Annotated in this window: 17 protein-coding genes; 9 read left to right on the forward strand and 8 right to left on the reverse strand. The window is 73.0% G+C overall.

What is annotated here, in order from left to right:
- Nucleotides 1–186: 186 nt before the first annotated feature.
- From ACFXAE_RS03505 to ACFXAE_RS03515, 3 genes are all read right to left on the reverse strand, one after another.
- Nucleotides 187–954 (reverse strand): enoyl-CoA hydratase/isomerase family protein, encoded by a 768-nt coding sequence (locus ACFXAE_RS03505; RefSeq protein WP_384707325.1) that lies wholly within the window; start codon nucleotides 952–954, stop codon nucleotides 187–189.
- A 446-nt stretch (nucleotides 955–1,400) separates the two neighbouring features.
- The gene (locus ACFXAE_RS03510) at nucleotides 1,401–2,645 is read right to left on the reverse strand and encodes an Ig-like domain-containing protein (protein ID WP_384707328.1); all 1,245 of its coding nucleotides are present in this window, start codon (nucleotides 2,643–2,645) and stop codon (nucleotides 1,401–1,403) included.
- 155 nt (nucleotides 2,646–2,800) lie between these two features.
- Nucleotides 2,801–4,042: an Ig-like domain-containing protein gene (locus tag ACFXAE_RS03515; RefSeq protein ID WP_384707331.1), complete on the reverse strand. Its 1,242-nt coding sequence runs from the start codon at nucleotides 4,040–4,042 to the stop codon at nucleotides 2,801–2,803.
- 187 nt (nucleotides 4,043–4,229) lie between these two features.
- Here ACFXAE_RS03515 and glgX point away from each other — a divergent pair, with 187 nt between their 5' ends.
- Nucleotides 4,230–6,497: a glycogen debranching protein GlgX gene (gene glgX / locus ACFXAE_RS03520; protein WP_384707333.1), complete on the forward strand. Its 2,268-nt coding sequence runs from the start codon at nucleotides 4,230–4,232 to the stop codon at nucleotides 6,495–6,497.
- Nucleotides 6,498–6,511: 14 nt separating this feature from the next.
- Here glgX and ACFXAE_RS03525 read toward each other — a convergent pair whose 3' ends face one another.
- From ACFXAE_RS03525 to ACFXAE_RS03540, 4 genes are read right to left on the reverse strand one after another with little or no spacing between them, the layout of a single operon-like run.
- Nucleotides 6,512–7,216 (reverse strand): response regulator, encoded by a 705-nt coding sequence (locus ACFXAE_RS03525; protein WP_384707336.1) that lies wholly within the window; start codon nucleotides 7,214–7,216, stop codon nucleotides 6,512–6,514.
- Complete coding sequence (locus tag ACFXAE_RS03530) at nucleotides 7,206–8,459, reverse strand: sensor histidine kinase (RefSeq protein ID WP_384707339.1); 1,254 nt, start codon at nucleotides 8,457–8,459, stop codon at nucleotides 7,206–7,208. The genes ACFXAE_RS03525 and ACFXAE_RS03530 overlap by 11 nt, the downstream gene beginning before the upstream one ends.
- A 41-nt stretch (nucleotides 8,460–8,500) precedes the next feature.
- The gene (locus tag ACFXAE_RS03535; RefSeq protein ID WP_384707342.1) at nucleotides 8,501–9,250 is read right to left on the reverse strand and encodes an ABC transporter permease; all 750 of its coding nucleotides are present in this window, start codon (nucleotides 9,248–9,250) and stop codon (nucleotides 8,501–8,503) included.
- Nucleotides 9,247–10,149, reverse strand: a complete 903-nt coding sequence (locus ACFXAE_RS03540; RefSeq protein ID WP_384707345.1) for an ABC transporter ATP-binding protein — start codon at nucleotides 10,147–10,149, stop codon at nucleotides 9,247–9,249. The genes ACFXAE_RS03535 and ACFXAE_RS03540 overlap by 4 nt, the downstream gene beginning before the upstream one ends.
- Before the next feature lie 184 nt (nucleotides 10,150–10,333).
- Between ACFXAE_RS03540 and ACFXAE_RS03545 the strand changes: the two genes are divergently transcribed.
- The 6 genes from ACFXAE_RS03545 to ACFXAE_RS03570 all read left to right on the forward strand — a co-directional run bounded on the left by ACFXAE_RS03545 (nucleotide 10,334) and on the right by ACFXAE_RS03570 (nucleotide 20,597).
- On the forward strand, nucleotides 10,334–12,238 hold the full coding sequence (locus ACFXAE_RS03545) for an ABC transporter ATP-binding protein (RefSeq protein WP_384707348.1): 1,905 nt from the start codon (nucleotides 10,334–10,336) through the stop codon (nucleotides 12,236–12,238).
- The gene (locus ACFXAE_RS03550) at nucleotides 12,235–14,085 is read left to right on the forward strand and encodes an ABC transporter ATP-binding protein (protein WP_384707351.1); all 1,851 of its coding nucleotides are present in this window, start codon (nucleotides 12,235–12,237) and stop codon (nucleotides 14,083–14,085) included. The genes ACFXAE_RS03545 and ACFXAE_RS03550 overlap by 4 nt, the downstream gene beginning before the upstream one ends.
- Nucleotides 14,086–14,114: 29 nt before the next feature.
- Entirely contained in the window at nucleotides 14,115–15,836 is a 1,722-nt protein-coding gene (locus ACFXAE_RS03555) for an ABC transporter transmembrane domain-containing protein (protein ID WP_384707354.1), read from the forward strand.
- Nucleotides 15,833–17,596, forward strand: coding sequence for an ABC transporter ATP-binding protein (locus ACFXAE_RS03560; protein ID WP_384707357.1), 1,764 nt, complete (start codon nucleotides 15,833–15,835; stop codon nucleotides 17,594–17,596). Before ACFXAE_RS03555 ends, ACFXAE_RS03560 begins: the two co-directional genes overlap by 4 nt.
- A gap of 364 nt (nucleotides 17,597–17,960) precedes the next feature.
- Nucleotides 17,961–20,003, forward strand: a complete 2,043-nt coding sequence (locus ACFXAE_RS03565; RefSeq protein ID WP_384707360.1) for a M4 family metallopeptidase — start codon at nucleotides 17,961–17,963, stop codon at nucleotides 20,001–20,003.
- Between the two features lie 72 nt (nucleotides 20,004–20,075).
- Nucleotides 20,076–20,597, forward strand: a complete 522-nt coding sequence (locus ACFXAE_RS03570; protein WP_384707363.1) for a DUF1990 domain-containing protein — start codon at nucleotides 20,076–20,078, stop codon at nucleotides 20,595–20,597.
- A gap of 269 nt (nucleotides 20,598–20,866) precedes the next feature.
- On the opposite strand, the gene ACFXAE_RS03575 is transcribed toward ACFXAE_RS03570, so the two are convergent.
- Nucleotides 20,867–23,485, reverse strand: coding sequence for a glycosyltransferase family 1 protein (locus ACFXAE_RS03575; RefSeq protein WP_384707366.1), 2,619 nt, complete (start codon nucleotides 23,483–23,485; stop codon nucleotides 20,867–20,869).
- A 261-nt stretch (nucleotides 23,486–23,746) separates the two neighbouring features.
- On the opposite strand from ACFXAE_RS03575, the gene ACFXAE_RS03580 reads away from it, so the two are divergent.
- Together ACFXAE_RS03580 and ACFXAE_RS03585 are read left to right on the forward strand one after the other, a co-directional pair.
- Nucleotides 23,747–24,949 carry a S8 family peptidase gene (locus ACFXAE_RS03580; protein ID WP_384707369.1) on the forward strand — a complete coding sequence of 401 codons (1,203 nt, stop codon included), beginning with the start codon at nucleotides 23,747–23,749 and terminating at the stop codon, nucleotides 24,947–24,949.
- 263 nt (nucleotides 24,950–25,212) lie between these two features.
- On the forward strand, nucleotides 25,213–25,935 hold a 723-nt coding region (locus ACFXAE_RS03585), incomplete at its 3' end, for a maltotransferase domain-containing protein (RefSeq protein ID WP_384707372.1).

Raw genomic sequence — 25,935 nt, forward strand, 5'->3', positions numbered from 1 at the left:
GGCATGTGCCGATGGCGCTCCAGAACCCCCGAAAGCCCGCCCGACCTGGGGAAACGACTCGCTCTCAGGCAATCGAAGGGCTCCCTCGACACGAACGGCTTAAGGGTGCACCAAGGCTCCCATAAACCGCTCCATCGAGGGACCCCCATCAGACATCACGTCAATTGCAAGCCCACGGACGGCTTCTCACCGGAACTTCGCCTTGCCCGGACCCTCCTCCACGAAGCTGCGCATCCCCCGCTCCCGGTCCTCGGTGGCGAACAGGCCAGCGAACCAGTTCCGTTCGACGGCGAGGCCGGTGTCGATGTCCGTCTCAAGGCCGGTGTCGACCGACTCCTTCGCCGCGCGCAGCGCGATCGCCGGACCCTGGGCCAGCTTCGCGGCCCACGCGTGCGCCTGCGCGTAGACCTCCTCCGCGGGCACCACCCGGTCCACCAGGCCGAGCGCCAGCGCCTCGTCGGCCCGCACCTGGCGGCCCGTGAAGATGAGGTCCTTGGCCTTGGAGGGGCCGATCAGCCGGGACAGCCGCTGGGTGCCGCCCGCGCCCGGGATCAGGCCGAGCAGGATCTCGGGCTGGCCCAGCTTGGCGTTCTCCCCGGCGATGCGGTAGTCGGCGCAGAGCGCCAGCTCGCACCCGCCGCCGAGCGCGTACCCGGTGACGGCGGCCACGACCGGCTTGGGGATGCGGGCCACGGCCGTGAAGGAGTCCTGGAGGGCCTTGGAGCGCAGGACCATCGCCGCATGGTCCATGGCCTGCATCTCCTTGATGTCCGCGCCCGCCGCGAACACCTTCTCCCCGCCGTGGATCACCACGGCGCGCACGTCCTCGCGCCGCGTGGCCTCCTCGGCGAGCTCCTTCAACCGGTCCTGCGTGGCGACGTCCAGCGCGTTCATGGGCGGCCGGTCCAGCCGCAGCGTGCCGACGCCTTCGGCGACTTCGAGATGTACGGTCATGCCCCGCAGGTTAGCGGTCGTTCACACGCGGGGGTACCGCCGGTACGTCGCGGGTGCGCCCGGCGTGACCCCCTTGCCGGAGTCCGCACCACTCCGGCTACGCGTTCGACACGGGCTCCGGCCGAGGAGCCCGCACCCGGCAGCGGCCGTCGGCCGGGTGCCGTCCGCCGGCATCACCTGCCGGCCGCGTCCGGATGCCCGGTCGCGGTGACGTGCCGACGAGGGCCCACGACGTCAACGCGCGCTCGGACGACCGACCATGCTCCCAGCTCCTCGTGGGTCACTCACCACCCGCACGGCAGCCCGCGGCACTCCGGCGGGAAACCGGTTGAGCACCGGGGCGGGCGTCCCTGCGCGGCCCCGCGTTCTGGGCCCGGCACGCGCGTGAACGACAGCGGCCCCGGTGCGGTACCTCGCACCGGGGCCGGACGCATCGCGCGCGGAGGCTAGGCCTTCCACTTCTCCCAGGACATGTTCCAGCCGTTGAGGCCGTTGTCCGGGGCGATGGTGGCGTCGTTGGAGTTCTTGACGACCACGACGTCACCGATCATCGACCGGTTGAAGAACCAGGCCGCCGGCGCCTCCTTGTCCCAGCCGCCGCGCACGTCGCGCAGACCGACGCAGCCGTGGCTGGCGTTGCGGTTGCCGAAGGCGTCGCCGCCCCAGTAGTTGCCGTGCAGGAAGGTGCCGGAGGTGGACAGACGCATGGCGTGCGGGACGTCCTTGATGTCGTACTCGCCGCCGTAGCCGACCGTCTCGCCGTTCATCCGGGTGACCGTCAGCTTCTCGCTGATGACCATCTTGCCGTTCCAGGTCTCGTAGCCGGGCGCGCCGGTGGTGACCGGGATGGTCTTGAGGAGTTTGCCGTCCCGCATGACCTTCATCGTGAGCTTCTTGGCGTCGACGACGGAGACCTGCTCGCGGCCGATGGTGAAGGAGACCTTCTTGGACTGCTCGCCGTAGACGCCGTCGCGGCCCTCGACCCCGTCGAGGTTGAGGTCGACGGTGACCTTGGTGCCGGCCTTCCAGTACTTCTCCGGGCGGAAGTCGAGGCGGTCGTTGCCGAACCAGTGGCCCTCGACCTCGACGGCCGGCTCGGTGGTGATGCGGATGGCCTTCTCGACGTCCTCGGGGTGGGTGATGCCCCGGGTGAAGCGGAGCGAGAACGGCATGCCCACACCGACCTTGGAGCCGTCCTCGGGAGTGAAGGTGCCGACGAAGGTGTTCTTCGGTGTCAGCGTGGTGAAGCTGGAGTCCTCGGCCGCGGTGCGGCCCTCGGAGTCCTTGGCGACCGCGTGCACCGTGTACTTGGTGGCGGCGGCCAGGTGGGTGGACGGCGTCCAGGTGGCGCCGTCCCCGGATATCTCCCCGTCGATCCTGTCGCCGTCCGGGTTCTTGACGACGACCTCGGTCAGTTCGCCCTTGCTCGCGTTCACCTTCAGCGCGCCGCTGGTCTCGACGGACTTCGCGCCGTCCTCGGGCGCGATGCCGACCACGGCCTCGGACTGCTTGCTCTGCGCGGCGGTGGAGTCCTTGCCCTTGCCGTCGCCCGAGCCGGTACCCGACTCCGACCCTCCGCCGCCGCAGGCGGTCACCGCCAGCATCACGCCGAGTGCCAGCGCCGCCAGCTTCCTTCCGCCGCGCCCCCGCGCACCGGCCGGCGCCGCCCCCGATATGGGCCCCACGTTCACTTGTTTCTCCCCTCGGCGGGCCCAGTCCCTGCCGGACCCGCACCCCCGCGCGCCCCTCGCGCGCTCGGGCATAGTAACCACAGGCCAGGGGCGTTCGAGGCGGCGGGTTTGTCACCGTTCCGTTCCAAGTTCAACGGCCCGCCCGAGGGTTCGGGTCAGCGGCGCTTCACCGCACCGCCCGCCGTCCACTCCTTCCAGTTCATGTTCCAGCCGCCGAGGCCGTTGTCCGGGGCGACCTTCTTGTCCTTGCTGTTGACGACCTCGACGACGTCGCCGATGAGGCTGCGGTCGAAGAACCAGCCCGCCGGGGTGTCCGCCCCGCCGCCCTTCACATCGCGCAGACCGACGCAGCCGTGGCTGACGTTGGAGTCGCCGAAGACGCCGGTGTCGGCCCAGTAGTTGCCGTGCAGGAAGGTGCCGGAGCCGGTCAGGCGGATGGCGTGCGGGACGTCGGGGATGTCGTACTCGCCCTTGCCGTCGTCGTCGGTGAAGCCGACCGTCGCGCCGTTCATGCGGGTGACCTCGAGCATCTCGGTGATCACCATTCTGCCGTTGTACGTGGGCGTCTTCCGCGCCCCCGCCGTGATCGGAACCGTGGCCAGCAGTTCTCCGTCCCGGCGCACCCGCATGGTGTGCTCGGCGGCGTCCACCACCGACACCTGGCTGCGGCCCACGGTGAAGGTGAAGGTGCGGTGCTGGAGGCCGTAGACGCCCGGTGCTCCCTCGACGTCGCGCAGGTTCAGGTCGACGGTGACCTCGGTACCGGGTTTCCAGTAGTGCTCGGGGCGGAAGTCGAGCCGGGAGCCGCCGAACCAGTGCGGGCGGATCTCGACGGCCGGACGGGCGGTGACGCGGACGGCGCGTTCGACGGCCGCACGGCGGGTGATCTTCCGGTTGAACTCCAGGGAGACGATCATTCCGGTGCCGACGGTGGAGCGGTCCTCGGGGGCGACGTAGCCGATGAAGCGTTCCTCCGGGACATACGTCGTGAAGGTGGTGTGCCGGGCGGAGCGGTGGCCGTCGCCGTCCACGGCCACCGCGTCGACGGTGTACTTCGCGGCGAGCGCGAGCCGTTCGTCGTCGGGTTTCCAGGTCAGTCCGTCCCCGGAGATCCGCCCCGGGACCGGCGACTCCCGCGCGTCCCGCGACGCGACGACCTTCACCGACTCCAGCCGCCCGTCCGGCACCCGCACCCGCAGCGCCGAGCCGGGGCGTACGTCCTTGCTGCCGTCGTCGGGCGACACGCGGATGACGTCCCCGGCGGCCGGGGGCCCGAACGCCCCGCCGGCGGTGTCGTCCGCGGTGCAGCCGGCGGCTCCGGTCAGCAGTCCTGCCCATGTCATTACGGCGGCCAGCGCGGCCCTCGCGCGCCGTGCGCGCCCTTGTACGTACCTCACGCGGTACCCAACGACGGGCCTCGCCTCCGGGAAACGACCATGCCGCCCCCGGGGAAACGTGAGTGCGAGGCACCCTCTGGGCAGAACAGTGGGAGGACGACGCGCCGGGGAGCCACGGCCGAGCCGATGACAAGTGCCCTGCTCCCCTGTCCGCCGCCGTCCCCCACGAGCCGCGGGAGGCTGACAGGTGTCCAGCGCAGCCGAGCAGGAGGCGGTGGCCTCGGAACGGGCCACCGGGGACGGGCGCCCGGCCGCCGTCGTGAACGGCGCGCGGCCGGCGCCGCCCGTGCCCACGGTGCCCGTGCGGCCGGGCCGGCCGACGCCGCTGGGTGCCCGGTTCCGGGTCGGCCCGGACGGGGTGGCGGGGACCAACTTCGCCTTGTGGGCCGGCGGGGCGGAGGGGGTCGAGCTGTGTCTGTTCGACGAGCGGGGCAGGGAGAGCAGGGCCCGGCTCGCCGAGCTGACGCACGGGATCTGGCACGGTTTCGTGCCGGGTGTGCTGCCGGGGCAGCGGTACGGCTACCGGGTGCACGGCCGCTGGGACCCGTGGACGGGCGCCCGCTGGAATCCGGCGAAGCTGCTGCTCGATCCGTACGCGCGTGCGGTGGACGGAGCCAAAGGGAATGATTACAGCTCGCTGCCGCCCGAGGTGTACGGCCACGTCCGCGACTGGCCCGAGCAGCATGTCGCGGACACCGTGCGCGACGACCGGGACTCCGCGCCGTACGTCCCCAAGGGCGTGGTCGTCCACGACGACGACGACTGGGCGGACGACCACCGGCCGAAGACGCCGTGGGCGGACTCGGTGATCTACGAGCTGCACGTCAAGGGCTTCACGCGGCGGCACCCCGGCATCCCCGAGGAGCTGCGCGGCACCTACGCCGGTCTCGCGCACCCGGCGGCGATCGAGCACCTGGTCCGGCTGGGCGTCACGGCCGTGGAGCTGCTGCCGGTGCACCAGTTCGCGCACGAGGACCATCTGCTGCGGCGGGGACTGCGCAACTACTGGGGCTACAACTCCATCGGCTACTTCGCCCCGCACGCCGGGTACGCGGCCTCCGGGACGAGGGGGCAGCAGGTCGGTGAGTTCAAGCGGATGGTGCGCGCCCTGCACGCGGCCGGCATCGAGGTGATCCTCGACGTGGTCTACAACCACACGGCGGAAGCGGGCGAGCTGGGGCCCACACTCTCCCTGAAGGGCGTCGACAACCGCGGCTACTACCGCCTCCAGCCGGACGCGCGCCGCTACGCCGACTACACCGGCTGCGGCAACACCCTGCACGTCGTCCAGCCGCACGTCCTGCGCCTGATCACGGACTCCCTGCGCTACTGGGTGACGGAGATGGGCGTCGACGGCTTCCGTTTCGACCTGGCGGCGGCCCTGGCCCGCTCGATGCACGACGTCGACATGCTCTCCCCGTTCCTCGCGGTGATCGCGCAGGATCCGGTGCTGCGCCGGGTGAAGCTGATCGCCGAGCCGTGGGACGTCGGCTCCGGGGGCTACCAGGTGGGCGCGTTCCCGCCGCTGTGGACGGAGTGGAACGACCGCTACCGCGACGCCGTACGGGACTTCTGGCGGCACGCGCTGCCGGACGTACGGGAGATGGGCTACCGGCTGTCCGGGTCCAGCGACCTGTACGCCTGGGGCGGACGGCGGCCGTACGCCTCGGTCAACTTCGTCACCGCGCACGACGGTTTCACCCTGCGCGACCTCGTGTCGTACGACCGCAAGCACAACGAGGCGAACGGCGAGGGAAACCGGGACGGCACGGACGACAACCGGTCCTGGAACGGCGGCGCGGAGGGAGAGACGGACGACGAGGGCGTACGGGCCCTGCGGCGGCGGCAGCTGCGGAACCTGCTGACCACGCTGCTGCTGTCGACGGGCGTGCCGATGCTGGTGGCGGGCGACGAGATGGGCCGCACCCAGCGCGGCAACAACAACGCCTACTGCCAGGACAACGAGACCGGCTGGGTGGACTGGACACTGGTGGACGACCCGGACTGGCGGCCCCTGCTGGAGCTGACCTCCCGGCTGATCGCCCTGCGCCACCGGCACCCGGTGCTGCGCCGCCGGGCCTTCTTCTCGGGGCGCGCGCACTCCGCGGACGGGCTGCGCGACCTGGCCTGGTTCACCCCGCGCGGCACGGAGATGACCGAGGACGACTGGTACGCGCCGGCCGCCACGCTCGGCATGTACCTCTCCGGCCGGGACATCCCGGGGCGCGACGAGGACGGGGCGCCGATCCTCGACGACAGCTTCCTGGCCGTCCTGCACGCGGGGGAGGGACCGGTGGAGTTCGAGCTGCCGGGCCCGCCGTGGGCCGGGCGGTACGAGGTGGTCGTCGACACCGGGCGGGAGGAGCAGGGCCGGGAGCCCGGCGTGGAGCACCGCGCGGGGAGGCGGATCACCGTGCCGGGACGGTCGGTGCTGCTGCTGCGGGTGCTGGACTGACCACGCGGCGGCGGTCAGCCCAGGATGCCCCGGTCGTACCCGACCGCGACCGCGGCCGCGCGGTCCTTGGCGTCGAGCTTGCCGAAGATGTGGGTGAGGTGGGTCTTCACGGTCGCCTCGCTGATGAACAGTTCGCGGGCGATCTCGCGGTTGGACGTGCCCTTGGCGACCAGGGCCAGCACCTCGCGTTCGCGGGCGGAGAGCGGCTCGTTGCCGGGGGCGGCGGGCGTGCGGACGGCCGAGACCAGGCGGGACGCGACGGCCGGGGACAGCACCGTACGGCCCCGGGCCGCCGCGCGGACGCCGGTGAACAGTTCCTCGCGGGGCGCGTCCTTGAGTAGATAGCCGGTGGCGCCCGCCTCGATGGCGGGGATCGTGTCGGAGTCGGTGTCGTACGTGGTCAGCACCAGCACCCGCGCGCGGGCGCCCCGGCGGGACAGTTCCCGGATGGCCTCGACCCCGCCCCCGCCCGGCATCCGCAGGTCCATGAGGATCACGTCGGGATCCAGGACGGCGGCCCGCTCCAGCGCCTCCGCCCCGTCGGCCGCCTCACCGAGGACGTGGAATCCGGGCGCGGAGTCGAACATGCCGCGCAGGCCGTCCCGGACGACGGGGTGGTCGTCGACGATGAGGAGGGAGATCGCGGTCTCGTCGGTCAGGGCGTCACCGGTCGGGGAGCAACCGGTCACGGCTTCGGCGGTGATGGCGTCATCGGTCATGGCGGACCAACGGTACGCGAGCGGAGACCGCCGTGCCGCCGCCCGGTTCGGTTTCGATGGTGAGCGCTCCTGCGACGCGTTCGGCGCGGGCCCGCATGCCGTCGAGGCCGAAGCCGCCGGTGCGGGTGCGCGCGGGGACGGCGAGCGGGTCGAAGCCCCGGCCGTCGTCGCGGATGTCGAGGGTGACCTCGTCGCCCATGTAGGACAGGGTGACGCCGACCCGGGTGGCGGCGGCGTGGCGGGCGGCGTTGGACAGGGCCTCCTGGACGATGCGCAGCAGGGTGGCCGCGACCTCGTCGTGCAGCGGCTCGACGGTGCCGGTGACCGTGAACCCGGCCCGCACGTCCGTGCGTTCGCCCCACTCCGTGACGGTCTTCTTCAGGGCGTCGGGGAGTCCGTCGTCGGCGAGGGCGACCGGGGAGAGGTTGTGCACGGAGCGGCGGGCCTCGCCGAGGCTGTGGCGGGCCAGGGTGAGTGCCCGGTCCATGTGGGTGCGGCCCAGGGCCGGTTCGGGGGTGTTCGCCGCGACCCGGAGCTGGGCGATGATGCCGGTCAGACCCTGGGCGATGGTGTCGTGGATCTCGGCGGCGAGCCGCCGGCGCTCGTCGGCGACCCCGGCCTCCCGTGCCTGGACGAGGAGTTGGGTGTGCAGGGCGGCGTTCTCGTCGAGGGCCTGCTGCAACGCCTTGTTGGTGCGTTCGAGTTCGGCGATGGTGTCCAGCCGGGCCCGGCCGCGGGCCTCCTCCAGGTCGGCGAAGTGACCGAAGAGGAAGACCAGCATGCTGTTGGCCCCCAGGAGGGCGCCGAAGAGCACCCAGCCCAGCCTTTCGTCCGGCGGCAGCCCGCCCGACTGGGAACCCGCCATGGTCACGGCGGTGGCGAACAGGCCGGTCTTGCGCCAGCGGCGCGGAAGCAGCCGCTCGGTGCTGAAGTAGCCGATGACGGCGTAGAAGGCGAACAGCGGGTTCAGCCAGGTGAGGGCGAATCCGATCGCCCAGCGCAGTGCGTAGTGCCGGGCGCCCGCCGTGGACGGCCCGGGGCGGGTACGCACGGCCCTGTTCCACCGCAGCTCCAGGACGACGGCCACGGCGATGAGGGCTCCGCAGGCCCAGCGTTCACCGGTGCTCATGCCGAGGACGTCGGCGGTCGCCCAGGCGATCAGGGAGCTCATCACCAGGAGCCCGTACGGGCCCCAGCGGTCGAACACCGCCCACCGGTCGTCGAGCGCCGTCGTCTCCGTCATGGCGTCATTGTCGGCCACGTCCGCCCCTCCCCTCCAGGTCGTCATTCCCAGCGGAACCAGCGCGAGGCGACCGCCGCGAGCAGCACCGTCCAGCCCGCCAGTACCGCGAGGTGCGTCCCGCCCGGCCAGTCGCCCGCCGCGGCGTCGTTCAGGGCCTGGGCGGCGGCGCCGAACGGGGTCCAGCCGACAATGCCGGCCAGCATGTCCGGCATGGCCTCGACCGGGAGCCACACGCCCGCGCAGAACATCGCGGGGAAGAGCGCGGTCGATCCGACCGCGGTGGCGATCTTCGCGGTGCGCGCCAGGGCGGAGAGCACGGCGCCCAGGGCGAGACAGGCGAGCAGGGCGAGCAGCAACGCCAGGAGGTAGCCGAGCGGCTGCTCCGGCAGGGCCACGTCGAAGGCGAGCCGGCCGACGGCGAGGGCGGCCAGGGCGGAGAGCAGCGAGGCGCCGCCGAACACCACCGTCTGCGCGGTCAGCAGGGCGGCGGGACGTACCGGTGTGGTGGACATCCGGCGCAGGATGCCGGTCTCCCGGTATCCGGTGAGGGTCTGCGGCATGGCCTGGAGTCCGGCGACGAGCAGTCCGAGGAGGACGGCCACCGGCACGTAGGCGTCGATCGGACGCAGGCCGCCGAGGTCGGGGTCGGCCTCACCGAAATCCGGAATGAGACCCAGGATCCCCAGCAGCAGGGTGGGGAAGAGCAGGATCCAGAAGATGCTGCCGGGTTCGCGCCGGAAGAGGCGGATCTCGGTCCGCAGGACGGCGGTGTCGAGGACGTCTGTGCTCATGCCGGGGCCTCCGTGAGGTCCAGGAAGGCGTCGTCCAGCGTGGCGTCGGTGACGCGCAACTGGTGGGCGGTGACGCGGGTGCGGGCGAGGAGGGTGATGACGGCGTTGACCGTCTCGTCGGTGCCGGACAGGGTGACCCGGCCGTCCTTGTGCCGGACCGACGCGAGCTGCGGCAGCGCGCTCAGGTCGGCGTCGTCCAGCGGGGCGGACGGGGTGAAGCTGATGATGGTGGCGCCCGCCGAGCGGCGGATCAGCCCGGCCGGGGTGTCCAGGGCGGCGACCCGCCCCTTGTCGATCACCGCGATGCGGTCGCAGAGGCGCTGGGCCTCCTCCATGAAGTGCGTGACGAGGAGGACGGTGACGCCGCCCGCGCGGATGTCCTCGATGAGTTCCCAGGTGTCGCGCCGGGCGCGCGGGTCGAGGCCGGTGGTGAGTTCGTCCAGTACGACGATCCTCGGGTCGCCGATCAGGGCGAGCGCGATGGACAGGCGCTGCTTCTGGCCGCCGGAGAGCTTGGCGAACCGGGTGGTCAGCTTCGGGGTGAGGCCGAGGCGTTCGGCGAGCGGGCGCCAGTCGGCGGGGCGCGGGTAGAAGGAGGCGTACAGCTCCAGGGCCTCGCGGACGGTGAGTCTGGGCTGGAGTTCGCTCTGCTGGAGTTGGGCGCCGAGGACGCGGGTGACCTCCTTGTGGTCGGCGACGGGGTCGAGGCCGGTGACGCGGACGCGGCCCGCGTCGGGGACGCGCAGGCCCCCCACGCATTCGACGGTGGTGGTCTTGCCGGCGCCGTTCGGGCCGAGGATCCCGAAGATCTCGCCCTCCTCGACGGCGAAGGAGACACCGTCGACGGCCGCACGGCCCCCGTAGGACTTGCGCAGATCGGTGACGTCGATGACGGACATGGCTCCAGCGTCGCCGCGCGGCGGGCACCGGCACATCGGCCGGTACGCTCGAACGGGTATCGGCCGATCGGCTGATGCACGCGTACGACTTCCCCGTAGGCGCAGGTCGTAGGGCCAGCGGCGGAAGGCGGTCCGGCCGAAACTCGGTGGGCAGGGTCAGTGGCGATCCGTAGGCTCGCTGCTGATGCCCACTACACCTTCTCCCCCGGAGTCCCGCTCCACCGTGCGTACGCTGCTGCGGCTGTGGCCGTTCGTACGGCCCGTGCGGGCGCGGCTGTTCACCGCCGCGTTCATCGCGATCGTCGCCTCCTGCATCGGCCTGGTCATCCCGCTCGTCCTGAAGTGGATGGTCGACGGGCCGGTCGCCGACCGGGATCCGGCGGGGGTGTGGCTGGGCGCGCTGTACCTGCTGCTGCTCGGGCTGGCGGAGGCACTGCTGTTCGGGCTCCGGCGGTGGCTGGTGGCGCGTCCGCTGTCGCATGTCGAGGCTTCGATGCGGGCGGATCTGTACCGGCACCTGCAGCGGCTGCCGGTCGCCTTCCACGACCGCTGGCCGTCGGGGCAGTTGCTGTCGCGGGCCACGACGGATCTGATGCTGCTGCGGATGTTCCTTGCCTTCCCGTTGACGTTCTTGCTGGTCAACGGGGTGACGATTCTCGTCGGCGTGATCATCATGCTGGTCCAGGACTGGACGCTGGGGCTGGTCGTCCTGGTGCCGGCCGTGCCGGTGCTGGTCACGTGCGTGGTGTTCGAGAAGCGGTACTCCGGGGCGGCGCGGCAGGCGCAGGACCAGGTGGGTGATCTGACGACGGTGGTCGAGGAGGGTGTGCTCGGCATCCGGATCATCAAGGGGTTCGGGCGGCACCGCAGTCAGGCGCGGGCGTTCCGGGAGCTGTCGGGGGAGCTGCGGGGGACGGAGCTGCGCAAGGCGCGGCTGCTGGCGACGATCCTGGGCGTCATCGTGACGCTTCCGGAGCTTGCCATCGGGGCGGCTCTGGTGCTGGGGACCGTGCGGGTGGCGGACGGGGAGTTGTCCGCGGGGACGTTGGTGGCGTTCCTGTCGACCGCGCTCGCCCTGCGGTGGCCGGTGGACTCGATCGGCTTCCTGCTGGCGATGAGCCAGGAGGCCGCGACGGCCACGGAGCGGTACTTCGAGGTGATGGACGCGGAGCCGGAGTCCTCCGCAACTGCGGGCAGTCGTGCCGCCGCAGCCGCGGGCAGTCGTGCCGCTGGGGCGGCACGGGTGGGCGCGGCGGCACCTCGTAGCGCCGAGCGGCGCACCCACCCCCCGGCCGACACCAACACCGGCACCGGCACCGGCACCGGCACCGGCAGCATCGAAGGCCTACGGTTCGAGAACGTCAGCTTCCGGTACCCCGACGCACCCGACGGGTCGCCCCCCGTACTGCACCGCGTCGACCTCCACATCCGCCCCGGCGAGTCCCTCGCCCTCGTCGGCGCCACCGGCAGCGGCAAGACCACGCTCACCGCCCTCGTCCCGCGACTGCACGAAGTCACCGAGGGCCGCATCACCCTCGACGGAACGGACATCACCGAGATGTCCCGCGAGGAACTGCGCTCCCGCGTCGCCGTCGCCTTCGAGGAACCCACCCTCTTCTCGGCCAGCGTCGGCGAGAACGTACTGATGGGCGGCGGGGACGGCGAGGCCGATCTGGAGCGCGCCCTCGCCGTCGCCCAGGCCGACTTCGCGCACGCGTTGCCGCAGGGCACGGACACCCAGGTCGGCGAACAGGGCCTCAGCCTCTCCGGCGGCCAGCGCCAGCGCCTCGCGCTGGCCCGCGCCGTCGTCGGACGCCCCGACTTCCTGGTCCTCGACGACCCGCTCTCCGCGCTCGACGTGCACACGGAGGCCGCCGTCGAGGCGGCCCTGCGCCGGGTGCTCGCGGACACCACCGCCCTCATCGTGGCCCACCGCCCCTCCACGGTCCTGCTCGCCGACCGGGTCGCCCTGCTCTCCGGCGGCCGGATCACCGCGGTCGGCACCCATCACGAACTGCTGCACACCGACCCCGAGTACGCGCACCTCATGTCCGGCGCCCCCGCGGGGGAACAGGAGGACGAGCGATGACGGCGGCCACCACCACACCCGTCAAGGACGAGGACGACGACCGGACCCCGCCGTCCGACGACCCCTTCGACCGGGACCAGCTGCCCACTCCCCCGGGCGCCACCGGCGTACTGCTGCGTTCCCTGCTGTCTCCCCTGCGGGGCAGGGTCGCCGTCACCGCGCTGTTGCTGCTGCTCCAGCAGGCCGCCGTGCAGGCCGGCCCGCTGCTGGTGGCGTACGCCATCGACCGGGCCGTGCCCGCGTTCCGCGGCGACGACAACGGGCCGCTGATCGCGGTGGCGGTCGGCTACCTGCTGTGCGCGGTGGCGGCCGGCGCGCTGCAGTACGGCTTCGTCACCGCCTCCGCCCGGGTCAGCCAGGACGTGCTGCTCGACCTGCGCGGCCGTATCTTCCGGCACGCGCAGGCCCTCAGCGTCGACTTCCACGAGCGCTACACCTCCGGCCGGCTGATCTCCCGCTCCACCACCGACGTCGAGTCCCTGCGGGAGCTGCTGGAGGAGGGCCTGCAGGAACTGGTCATGGTCATCCTGTCGGCCGTCTACATCTCGGTACTGCTGCTCTGGCTGGACCTCGGGCTCGGTGCCGTCGCGGTGGTGTCCTTCGTGCCGCTGTACCTGCTCGTACGGTCGTACCGGCGGCGGGCGGGGCGGGTGTACCGGAAGCGGTCGACGGCCATCGCGGCGGTGATCGTGAAGTTCGTCGAGACGATGAACGGCATCCGGCCGGTGCGCGCCTTCCGCCGGGAGGCCGCCAACGAGGCCGACTTCGCGGTGCTGAACCGGCGGCATGAACGCAGCAACGGCGACGCGCTCCTTGAGATGGCCCGCTATGTCGTCGGCTCCCGGGTCACCGCCAACACGACGGTCGCGCTGATCGTGCTGTGGGGCGCCTACCGGGTCGCGGACGCCTCGCTGGAGCTCGGCGTACTGGCGGCGGCGGTCCTGTACCTCCGCCGGCTGTACGACCCGATCGACCGGCTCGGCATGTTCCTGAACTCCTACCAGTCGGCGGCGGCCTCGCTGGAGAAGATCGCCGGTCTGCTGGCCCAGACCCCGTCCGTGCCCGAGCCGGTGGCGCCCCGGGAGCTCCCGGAGCGGCGCTCCGGGCTCCCCGGCCGCGAGGTCGTCTTCGACGACGTCCGGTTCGCGTACCGCACCGGCGGCGAGGTGCTGCCCCGCTTCGGCCTCGCCCTCCCGGCCGGGCAGACCGTCGCGGTCGTCGGCTCCACCGGCGCGGGCAAGTCGACGCTGGCGAAGCTGCTCGCCCGCTTCTACGACCCCACCGACGGCCGCGTGCTGCTCGACGGGGTGGACCTGCGCGACCTCACGGGGCGCGATCTGCGGCGCGAGGTGGTGATGGTGACGCAGGAGGCGTTCCTGTTCTCCGGCACGGTCGCCGAGAACATCTCCATCGGCCGGCCGGACGCCACCCGCGAGGAGATCGAGCAGGCGGCGAAGGAGATCGGCGCGCACGACTTCATCGCCGCCCTGCCCGACGGCTACGACACCGATGTACGCAAGCGGGGCGGCCGCATCTCGGCCGGTCAGCGCCAGTTGGTCGCCTTCGCGCGGGCGCTGCTCGCGGACCCGGCGGTGCTGATCCTCGACGAGGCGACCAGTTCGCTGGACGTCCCCGGCGAGCGGGCGGTGCAGCGGGCGATGGCGACGGTGCTGAAGGGGCGTACGGCTGTGGTGATCGCGCACCGGCTGTCGACGGTGGAGATCGCGGACCGGGTGCTGGTCATGGAGCACGGACGGATCGTGGAGGACGGCAGCCCGGCCGAACTGATCGCGGGCACGGGCAGGTTCGCCGATCTGCACCGGGCCTGGCGGGACAGCCTGGCGTAGGCGCGACGGCGCGCAGGGGGGAACGAGCGATGATCGACGCGTACGAGGACCCCGGCACGCCCGACCGCCGGGGCGGGACCCGCTATCTGTGGTGGCTGGTGCGGCGGCAGCCGGGGCGGTGCCTGGCGGGGGCGGCGCTCAGCTGTGTGTGGATGGTGCTGCTGGCAGCGACGCCGTACGCGATGTCCCGGGCGGTGGACGACGGGCTGGAGCCGGGCGACATGGGGGCGCTGGCGCTGTGGACCGGCGCCCTGTTCGTGGTGAACGGGTTCAACTCCTGGCTGAGCATCATGCGGCACCGCACGATGACGCGGGTGCGGATGGACGCCAACTTCCGCACGGTGAAGGTGGTCGTCGGGCAGACGGTGCGGCTGGGGGCCTCGCTGGAGCGGCGGGCCGGGGCCGGGGAGGTCGTCACCATCGGGGTGGGCGACGTGCAGACGATCGCCATGGCCCTCACGACGGTCGGGCCGGGGGTCGGCGCGGTCGTGGCGTATGCCGTGGTGGCCGGGCTGCTGCTGTCGGTGTCGCCGCTGCTGGCCGTGGTGGTGCTGCTGGGGGTGCCGGTGATCGGTCTCGCCGTGGGGCCGCTGGCGGGGTGGCTGCAGGGCGCGGAGACGGAGTACCGGGAGCGGCAGGGCGTGCTGACCGCGCGGATCGGGGATCTGGCGGGCGGGCTGCGGGTGCTGAGCGGGCTGGGCGGGAAGAACCTGGTCGCCGACGCGTTCCGCCGGGATTCGGGGCGGCTGCGGGAGCAGGGCTACCGGGTCGGGGCCGTGACCAGCTGGATGCAGGCGCTCGCCGCGGGACTGCCGACGCTGTTCCTCGCGGGGGTGACCTGGATCGCGGCCCGGCAGGCCGCGCAGGGGCGGATCAGCGTGGGCGAGCTGGTGTCGGTGTACGGCTACGTCGCCGTCCTGGTGTGGCCGGTGATGTTCCTCATCGAGTGCGGTCACTCGCTGAGCCGGGGTGTGGTGGCCGCCCGGCGGGTGACGGCGCTGCTGCGGCTCGAGCCGCCGGCCGACGCCGCCACCGCCGATCCGCCGGCCGGGCCGTCCGTGCTGGCGGACCCGGAGTCGGGGGTGCGGGTGTCGCCGGGCCGGCTGACCGCGCTCGCCGCCGCGCGTCCCGCCGACGCGCTCGCCGTGGTGGACCGGCTCGGGCGCTATGCGCCGTCGGCGGTCACCTGGGGCGGGGTCCGGCTGGACGGGATCGCGCTCGCGCGGGTGCGGGAGCGGATCCTGGTCGCCGACCCGGAGGCCGATCTGTTCGCCGGTCCGCTGCGGGAGGTGGTGGCCGGGCGCGGGGATCCGCCCGACGAGGACGTGCTGCGGGCGCTGCGCGCGGCCGCCGCCGACGACATCGTGCAGGGGCTGCCCGAGGGGCTGGACTCGGTCGTGTCCGCGCAGGGCCGCAGCCTCTCCGGCGGTCAGCGGCAACGGGTGCGGCTGGCGCGGGCGCTGCTGGCCGACCCGGAGGTGCTGCTGGCGGTGGAGCCCACCTCGGCGCTCGACGCGCACACCGAGGCCACGGTCGCGGACCGGCTGCGCGCGGCCCGGAAGGGACGTACGACACTGCTGGCCACCACCTCGCCGCTGGTGCTGGACCGGGCCGACCTGGTGCTCTTCCTGGCCGACGGGAAGGTGGTGGCGAGCGGCGGCCACCGTGAACTGCTCGACGCCGAGCCCGGATACCGGGAACTGGTGGCCAGGGACGCCGACGAGAGCGCCGCCGAGGAGGTCGTGGGATGAGCGGGGAACGGCTCCCCCTCGCCGGGCCCGCCGATGTGCGCCGGGCGTCGGTGGGGCTGGTGCGGGCGGACGGGCGGGCCTTCGCCGGCGTCCTGGTCCTGAACGCGCTGGCCGCCCTGGCGGGGCTGGCCGGGCCCTGGCTGCTCGGCCGGATCGTCGACGAGGTGCGCGACGGGGGCGGGGTGGCGGTGGTGGACCGGCTGGCGCCGGTCATCGTGGCGTGCGCGGTCGCGCAGTTGCTGCTGTCCCGCTGGGCCCGGTACGTGGGGCACCGCTTCGGGGAGCGGACGCTGGCGCGGGTGCGGGAACGGTTCGTCGACCGGGTCCTGGCGCTGCCGTCGTCGGTGGTGGAGCGGGCGGGCACCGGTGATCTGACGGCGCGGGGGACGGCCGATGTGACCGCCGTCGGTACGACCCTGCGCGACGCCGGGCCTTCGCTGCTGGTCAACGGGGTGCAGTCGCTGTTCGTGATGGCGGCGGTCGTCGTGGTGGATCCGCTGCTCGGCGCCCTCGGGCTGCTGTGTCTCACGCCGATCCGGGTCGCGGTGCGCTGGTACCTGCGCCGGGCCCGGGACGCCTACCTCGCCGAGGGCGCGGCCAACTCGGACGTGGCGGAGATCGTCGCGTCGACGGCCTCGGGCGCCCGCACGGTGGAGGCGTTCCGGCTCCGGGAGCGGCGGATCCGGGCGAGCCGGGAGGCGCTGGAGACGTCCCGCCGCACCCGGTTCCGCACGCTGTTCCTGCGCACGGTGTTCTTCCCGGTGGTCGAGGTGTCGTACGCCGTGCCGGTGGCCGGGGTGCTGCTGATCGGCGGGGTGCTGCACGAGCGGGGCGCGGTGAGCCTCGGGGCGGTGGTGAGCGCGTCCCTGTATCTGCTGCAGCTGAGCGGGCCGCTGGACGAGGTGCTGATGCGGGTCGAGCAGCTGCAGAGCAGCGGGGCGTCGTTCGCCCGGGTGGAGGGGTTGGCCCGGGCGCCGCGCGCGGCTCAGCGGGGCGCCAGTCCGGATCCGGCCGACGACCGCATCGACGTGACCGGGGTGCGCTACGCCTACGACGGGGGCGTCGAGGTGCTGCGCGGGGTCGATCTGACGGTGACGCCGGGCGAGCGGCTGGCCGTGGTGGGGCCGTCCGGGGCGGGCAAGAGCACGCTGAGCCGGCTGCTCGCGGGCGTGGACGCGCCGACCGCGGGGAGCGTGACGGTGGGCGGGGTGCCGGTGTCCGGTCTGGACCCGGAGCGGCTGCGCCGGCAGGTCGTGCTGGTCACCCAGGAGCACCATGTGTTCCTGGGGTCGGTCCGCGACAATCTGCGCATCGCCGAACCGGCCGCCGGGGACGAGGAGTTGTGGGCGGCGCTGGCCGTGGTCGGCGCCGAGGCGTGGGTGCGGGGGCTGCCGGGAGGGCTGGACACCGAGCTGGGTGAGGGCGGCCACGCCACCGACGGTTCACAGGCGCAGCAACTGGCCCTGGCACGGGTGGTGCTGGCCGATCCGCACACGCTGATCCTCGACGAGGCCACCGCCCTGCTCGACCCGACGACCGCCCGGCACACCGAGCGGGCGCTGGCGGCCGTCCTTCAGGGCCGTACGGTCATCGCGATCGCGCACCGGCTGCACACCGCGCACGACGCCGACCGGGTGGCCGTCATGGAGGACGGCCGGCTGACCGAACTCGGCACGCACGACGCCCTGGTGGCGGCCGGCGGGGCGTACGCGGCGCTGTGGCACTCCTGGCACGGCGACTCCAGCCCGTCCGGCGCTTGAGGACAAGGCCTGTTCAGGGCCGATGGGGGTCCGGGGCACAGCCCCAGGGACGGGACGGGAAGGGGCGGCACGGGGCGAAGAACCCCGAACCCCACCCCACCCGCACCTCCCACCCTTGACTGTTCGTATACCGAACCTGAACCCCCGGACAACGAACGGTTTCCGGCCAACTTTCTGACGCGCCCCTGACAGAAACCGCGATCACCTGCCACTCTTCCCACGGCCGCTCAACAGCAACCCCACAGCACACCCCACCGCTGCCCCGCGGCCACAGCGAAATGCACTTCCGTTCTGCCCGGCCGGCCCACCCGCCGTCCGGTCTCCCCAGGCCGCGCGACCCGCGGCCACGCAGAAGGAGTCAGCGTTGAGAAACAGGTCGTCCCACAGACGCACCCCCCACGCCACGCACCGCCGTGCCGCCGCCGTCGCCCTCGCCGGGGTGGCCGCGCTGATCGCCACGGCCGTGCAGTCCGGCAGCGCCACCGCCGCCCCCGAGCAGGCACCGGCGGCCGCGAGCAAGGCGAAGCCGGGTTCCGAGTCGGTCAGGCTCACCCCCGCCCAGCGCGCCGCGCTGATCCGCGAGGCGAACGCCACCAAGGCGGAGACCGCGAAGGACCTCGGCCTGGGCGCGAAGGAGAAGCTCGTCGTCCGTGACGTCCTCAAGGACCGCGACGGCACCGTGCACGTCCGCTACGAGCGCACCTACGACGGCCTGCCCGTCCTCGGCGGCGACCTGGTCGTCCAGGGCGACACGGCCGGCGCGGCCGACTCCGTCGTCAAGGCCACCCGGACCGCGGTGAAGCCCGCGACCACCACCGCCGAGGTGCCGGCCGCGAAGGCGGAGCAGCAGGCCCTGTCCGCCGCGAAGGCCGAGAAGGCGAAGGGCGCCGACGTCGACCGCGCCCCGCGCAAGGTGATCTGGGCGGCGAAGGGCACGCCGGTCGTGGCGTACGAGACGGTCGTCGGCGGCCTCCAGCACGACGGCACCCCGCAGGAGCTGCACGTCGTCACCGACGCCACCACGGGCGAGAAGCTGTACGAGTGGGAGGCCGTCCAGAACGGAACCGGCCACACCGTCTACAGCGGCACCGTCGACCTGACCACCACCCAGTCCGGGTCCTCGTACAACCTCACCGACGGGGCGCGCGGCGGGCACAAGACCTACAACCTGAACCGGGGCACCTCCGGCACCGGCACGCTGTTCTCCGGCTCCGACGACGTCTGGGGCAACGGCAGCCCGTCCAACCTGGAGTCGGCCGCCGCCGACGCCCACTACGGGGCCGCGCTGACCTGGGACTACTACAAGAACGTGCACGGCCGCAGCGGCATCCGCGGTGACGGCGTGGGCGCCTACTCCCGGGTCCACTACGGCAACAACTACGTCAACGCCTTCTGGTCGGACAGCTGCTTCTGCATGACCTACGGCGACGGCTCGGGCAACGCCAACCCGCTCACCTCGATCGACGTGGCCGCGCACGAGATGACCCACGGCCTCACCTCGAACACCGCGGGCCTCAACTACAGCGGTGAGTCCGGCGGTCTGAACGAGGCGACCAGCGACATCTTCGGCTCGACCGTCGAGTTCTACGCCAACAACTCCTCCGACGTCGGTGACTACCTCATCGGCGAGGAGATCGACATCAACGGCGACGGCACCCCGTTGCGCCACATGGACAAGCCGAGCAAGGACGGCGCGTCCAAGGACTCCTGGTACTCGGGCATCGGCAGCATCGACGTCCACTACTCGTCCGGCCCCGCCAACCACTTCTTCTACCTGCTGAGCGAGGGCAGCGGCACCAAGACCATCAACGGTGTCACCTACGACTCGCCCACCTCGGACGGCCTCCCGGTCACCGGCATCGGCCGCGCCAAGGCGGAGAAGATCTGGTTCCGCGCGCTGACCACCAAGTTCACCTCCACCACCAACTACGCGGGCGCCCGCACCGGCACCCTGGCGGCGACCGGTGAGCTGTACGGCACGGACAGCGCCGAGTACAAGGCGGTGCAGGACGCCTGGGCGGCCATCAACGTCGGCTCGCGCTCCGGCGGCGGCGGTGGCGGTACGTCCTTCGAGAGCACCACCGACGTGTCGATCCCGGACGCCGGCTCCGCGGTGACGTCCTCGATCACCGTCTCCGGGCGGACGGGCAACGCGCCCTCCAACCTCCAGGTCGCGGTCGACATCGTGCACCCCTACAGCGGTGACCTGGTCGTCGACCTGCTGGCCCCGGACGGCACGGCGTACAACCTGCGCAACCGCACCGGCGGCTCCGCGGACAACATCAACCAGACCTTCACGGTCAACGCCTCCTCCGAGGCCGCCAACGGCGCCTGGAAACTGCGGGTGCAGGACGTGGCACGGTACGACACCGGCTACATCAGCGGGTGGAAGCTCACCTTCCCGTAAACCGGGAGCGAGTGCCGTGAGCGGCGCCCCGCCTTTCTCCAAGGCGTGGGCGCCGCCCTACTCTTGGGTCCCATGTCTTCGGCGGACTTCACCTACGACCACGTCGGCGCGACCCGGGAACCCGGTTCCTGCCCTCCCGGCTTCCACCCGATGCACGTCCGCACCCGCCTCGGCGAGGGCGAGGCGGTCTTCCGGCAGGCCGCTCAGGCGCTGCTCACCTGGGAACTGCACCGGGAGCTGGGGGTCGGTGTCGAGACCACCGCCGACCGCGCGGCCCCGGACGTCGACGTCACCATCACCCTCGCCGGGGTGGTGAAGGCGCCCTGCCGGGTGGTGTGGACGGTGGAGGAGCACCGCAGGGCCGGCTGGGCGTACGGGACCCTGGCCGGGCACCCCGAGTGCGGCGAGGAGTCGTTCGTCGTGGACCGCACCGGCGACGGCACGGTGTGGCTGACCGTCGAGGCGTTCAGCAGGCCGGCCCGCTGGTACTCCCGCGCGGGCGGCCCGGCCACCCGCGCGATGCAGCACGCGTACGCGCGCCGGTGCGGGAAGGTGCTCCGCCGTCTGGCCACGCGGGGCATCGAACAGGACTGACACCCCATGCCGACCCCCGCAGCCTGCGGGCAGTCGTGCCTCCCCCAGTGCCTGAAGGGCCTGGGAGGTGCCCCCAGGGCGGCACGGGTGGGCGCTGGGGGTACCCCCTCTGGGGGAGGCACCCCCAGCAGGCCGCGCCGCCACCCCCGCCGCCCACCGTCAGTCGCCCCCGCCGCCCCTTCCCGTCCCGTCCCTGAGGGCCGCGCCCCCAGACCCCCATCGGCCCTGAACGGGCCTCGTCCTCAAACGCCGGACAGGCTGACAGCGCCTCACCTCATCAGTAAGCCCGCCGCCTCCACCACGTCCTCCGACGGCACCGCCACCAGCCCCAGCTCCGCCCCCGACGCCAGCAGCCGGTGTCCCGGCAGGATCCGCACCGTGTACCCGAAGGGCCCCGTCCGGTCCAGGGACAGCGGCCCCTCGTACACCCAGCGCCCCTCCGCATCGGGCGTCCCCACCGGCTTCAGCGGCACCGCCGCCGCATCGGTGATCCGGTCCTCCCCGTCCACCCGCCCGGAGACCGCCTGCACCTCGACGTCCTCCGGTTGCAGACCGCCCAGCCCCACCCGCACCCGCAGCGCGAGCGTGGTGCCGAGCTCCGCGGTGGCCTCCGTCACGGACGTCTCGACGTGGTCGACGGTCACACCGTGCCAAGCCGCGCGCACCCGCGCCTTCCACGCGGCGAGCGACCGCGCGGAGTCCGGGTCCATCGCGCGGTGCGCGTGCGCGGCGGGCGCGTACAGCCGTTCCACGTACTCCCGGACCATGCGCCCGGCCAGCACCTTCGGTCCGAGCAGGCTCAGCGTCCGCCGCACCATCTCGATCCACCGGTCCGGCAGCCCGCCGCGCCCCCGGTCGTAGAAACACGGCGTGATCCGCTGCTCCAGCAGGTCGTACAGCGCCGCGGCCTCTATGTCGTCGCGCCGGTCCGGGCCGGTCCCCGCTCCGTCGGCCGTGGGGACGGCCCAGCCGAAGTCGGGCTGGAACCACTCGTCCCACCAGCCGTCGAGCACGGACAGGTTGAGGCAGCCGTTGAGCGCCGCCTTCATCCCGCTGGTGCCGCACGCCTCCAGCGGCCTGAGCGGGTTGTTCAGCCAGATGTCGCAGCCGGGGTAGAGCTTCTGCGCCATCGCCATGCCGTAGTCGGGCAGGAACACGATCCGGTGCCGTACGCGCGGGTCGTCGGCGAAGCGGACCAGTTCCTGGATGAGCCGCTTGCCGCCGTCGTCCGCCGGGTGCGCCTTGCCCGCGACCACGATCTGCACCGGCCGCTCGGGGTGCAGCAGCAGGTCCGTCAGCCGGTCCCGGTCGCGCAGCATCAGCGTCAGCCGCTTGTACGACGGGACGCGCCGGGCGAAGCCGATGGTCAGCACGTCCGGGTCGAGCACCCCGTCGATCCAGCCCAGCTCGGCCGTGCCGGCGCCGCGCTGCCGCCAGGAGGCGCGCAGCCGCTCGCGCACCTCCAGCACCAGCAGTTCCCGCAGGGACCTGCGCAGCTCCCAGATGTCCTGGTCGGCGATGTCCGCGACGGAGTCCCAGCGGTCGGAGTCGCCGACGCTCAGCGCCTCCTCGGTGCGCTGGGCGCCGATCTGCCGGGCGCCGAGCCGGAACACCTCGGGGGCCACCCAGGTGGGCGCGTGCACGCCGTTGGTGACGGAGGTGATGGGCACCTCCTCCGGGTCGAAGCCCGGCCAGAGCCCGGCGAACATCTCGCGGCTGACGTGGCCGTGCAGCAGGGAGACGCCGTTGGCGCGCTGGGCCAGGCGCAGGCCCATCACGGCCATGTTGAACAGGCCCGGCTCACCGCCGGGGTAGCTCTCCGTGCCGAGCCGGAGGACGCGATCGGCCTCCAGGTCCGGCAGTTCGGCGTGCGGGCCGAAGTGCCGGGCGACCAGTTCGCGGTCGAACCGGTCGATGCCGGCCGGGACGGGCGTGTGGGTGGTGAACACGGTCCCCGCCCGGACCGCTTCCAGTGCCGCGTCGAAGTCCAGCCCCTCGGCGCGCAGTTCGGCGATGCGCTCCAGGCCGAGGAAGCCGGCGTGGCCCTCGTTGGTGTGGAACACCTCGGGTGCGGCGTGCCCGGTCAGCTCGCAGTACGTGCGGACCGCGCGGACCCCTCCTATGCCGAGCAGCATCTCCTGCAGCAGCCGGTGCTCGCTGCCGCCGCCGTAGAGCCGGTCGGTCACCCCGCGTTCGCCGAGGCCGTTCTCCTCGACGTCGGAGTCCAGCAGGAGCAGCGGGATCCTGCCCACCCGGGCCAGCCAGATCCGCGCCCGCAGACAGCGGTCGCCGGGCAGGGCGAGGGTGACCCGGGCGGGCGTGCCGTCGGGCTCCTCCAGCTGGTCCAGGGGCAGCTCGTGGGGGTCGAGGACGGGGTAGTGCTCCTGCTGCCAGCCGTCCCGGGACAGCGACTGGCGGAAGTAGCCGTGCCGGTAGAGCAGGCCGACGCCGATGAGGGGGACGCCGAGGTCGCTGGCGGCCTTGAGGTGGTCGCCGGCGAGGATGCCGAGCCCGCCCGAGTACTGCGGCAGGGCGGCCGTGATGCCGAACTCCGGGGAGAAGTAGGCGACGGCGGCGGGCAGCCGGTCGGTCTGCGCCTGGTACCAGCGGTCGCCGGTCAGGTAGGCGTCCAGATCACCGGCGACCGCGTCGAGGCGGTCCAGGAAGTCACGGTCGCCGGCCAGCTCGGCGAGCCGCTCGGCCGCCACGCTGCCGAGCAGCCGTACGGGGTCGCAGCCGACGGCGGCCCAGCGTCCGGGGTCGACGGAGCGGAACAGGTCACGGGTCCCGGCATGCCAGGACCAGCGCAGGTTGCGGGCCAGATCGCTCAGGGGCCGGAGGGGTTCGGGGAGCACGGGTCGGACGGTGAATCGACGGATCGCCTTCACAAGCCACCTCGGCGCGTTCGTGAGAGACGCGGTGTGCGTCCGGGCATCGTTGCCGACAGTACCGGCGCGGACACGAGCCGCGCGGGAAGCCGGGGGACACGGGTACCTCCGTACCCCCGGCCAAACGATTCACCTCATGGCGGATATGGCCGATTCCGCCCCCGCAGGCGCCCTTGTCGCACTTCGTCCCGCACGAGACGCTTCCCCTTTGGCGTACCGGCCCGTGCCGGACGCGCCGAGTGGAGGAGGGGAACCCGGACCATGTCACGGACGCGAAGGCGGCGTCTGCGCCGGGCGGGGGGCATGACGGCGGTGCTGTGCACCGCGGCGGTCTCGGCCGCCACCCTGCCCGCGCACGCCGCACCACGGGGACACGTACTCGGCGCCGGGGCGCCCGGCTCCGTGGCCGGCAGTTACCTGGTGACCCTGGGGGAGGGGACGGCGGCCCGCTCGGCGGCCGGCAAGGACCTCGCCGAGGGGTACGGAGCGAGAATCAGCCACACTTACGGCACGGTGCTCAACGGGTACGCCGTACGGGCCGACGCGAGACAGGCCGGGCGCCTGGCCGCCGACCCGCGGGTCGCCTCGGTCGTCCAGGACACCCGCGTGACGCCGGCCCGCACCCGGAAGAACCCGCCGTCCTGGGGCCTGGACCGGATCGACCAGCGCGGTCTCCCGCTGGACAAGCGCTACACCCGGCCGGAGTCGGCGGGCGCCGGGGTGACGGTCTACGTGATCGACACCGGCGTACGGATCACGCACCGGGACTTCGCCGGACGGGCCCGCCACGGCTGGGACTTCGTCCAGAACGACCGGACCGCGCAGGACGGCAACGGACACGGCACGCATGTCGCCGGAATCGTCGCAGGCTCCTCGTACGGAGTCGCCGGGAAGGCGCGGATCGTCTCCGTGCGCGTCCTGGACGACGCCGGCTCGGGCACCACCGCCCAGGTGATCGCCGGCATCGACTGGGTCACCCGGAACGCGAGGAAGCCCGCGGTCGCCAACCTCAGCCTCGGCGGCTTCCACAACGCACAGCTGAACGCCGCCGTCCGTACCTCCATCGCCTCCGGTGTCACGTACACGGTCGCCGCGGGCAACGAGGGCGGGCCGGCCGCGCTGTACTCGCCGGCGGGCGTGAAGCAGGCCCTCACGGTCGGCGCGACCGGCCGGCAGGACAAGAAACCGGCCTTTTCCAACATCGGCTCCGCCCTCGACCTGTTCGCCCCGGGGGTCTCGATCACCTCGGCCTCCGCCGCGGGCGACACCGCGCGGAGCACCCGCTCGGGTACGTCGATGGCGTCCCCGCACGTGGCGGGCGCGGCGGCGCTGTATCTCGCCGAGCACCGGCGGGCGACTCCGGCCCAGGTGGCGAACGCGCTGGTCAAGGGCGCGGCGAGCGGGAAGGTGGCCGGGCGCGGGCTCGGTTCGCCGAACCGGCTGCTCCAGGTTCCGCGCGCGTAGCGGCGCCCCCGGGAGGTGCCGGACACCGGCCGCGCGGGAGGGCACCGGCGGCCGTGGGAGCGGACCCACCGACGACCGGCCCCGTCCCGCGCGGACGGGGCCGGTCTTGTGTGTCGACATACGCGTGAGTAGTTAACGAAGTGCCGGATTGCCCACCCGAACAGTGTGGGAAGGCTCCTGCGGGTACTCCCTCAGCAACACCACGCAGGACCCACCTCCCCACAGTCATCCGCCCACCCACGTTGACGCGGACAGGAGCGGTCATGCCCGCCAAGCACCACTCGTCATCCCCTCCGACACCAGGCGCCCGCCCACCCGTGAAGCGCGGCGCCGGATCCTCTCCGGCCCGACCGGCCGAGACCGGCCCCCCGCCGCCGCCCGCCTCCGTGGCGCCGGCTCCCGCGCGCCCGTCCGCGGGCCCCGCGACCGCCGTGGGGCGCATTCCCGTCCTCGACGTCCGGCCGATGGTCCGGCAGGGGCGCCGGCCCGCGAAGGCCGTCGTGGGTGAGACGTTCGAGATCTCGGCGACCGTGTTCCGGGAGGGCCACGACGCGGTGGCCGCCGATGTGGTGCTGAAGGACCCCGAGGGACGTCCGGGTCCTTTCACGCCGATGCGGGAGCTCGCGCCCGGCACGGACAGGTGGGGGGCGACCGTCACCGCCGGGGAGCCGGGACTGTGGACGTACACCGTGGAGGCGTGGGGTGATCCGGTCACCACCTGGCGGCACCACGCGCGGATCAAGATCCCGGCGGGCATGGACACCGAGGTCGTCCTGGAGGAGGGCGCCCGGCTGCACGAGCGGGCGGCGGCCGGAGTGCCCGGCTCCGGGCCGAGGAGCGTCCTGCTCGCCGCTGTGGACGCCCTGCGCGACGAGAGCCGTCCGGCGGCGTCCCGGCTGGCGGCGGCGTTGACGCCGGAGGTGGAGGCGGTGCTGGCCCGGCATCCGCTGCGGGAGCTGGTCACCAGCAGCGAGCCGCTGCCGCTG

Source organism: Streptomyces sp. NPDC059454, from assembly GCF_042749965.1.
Classification (GTDB): domain Bacteria; phylum Actinomycetota; class Actinomycetes; order Streptomycetales; family Streptomycetaceae; genus Streptomyces.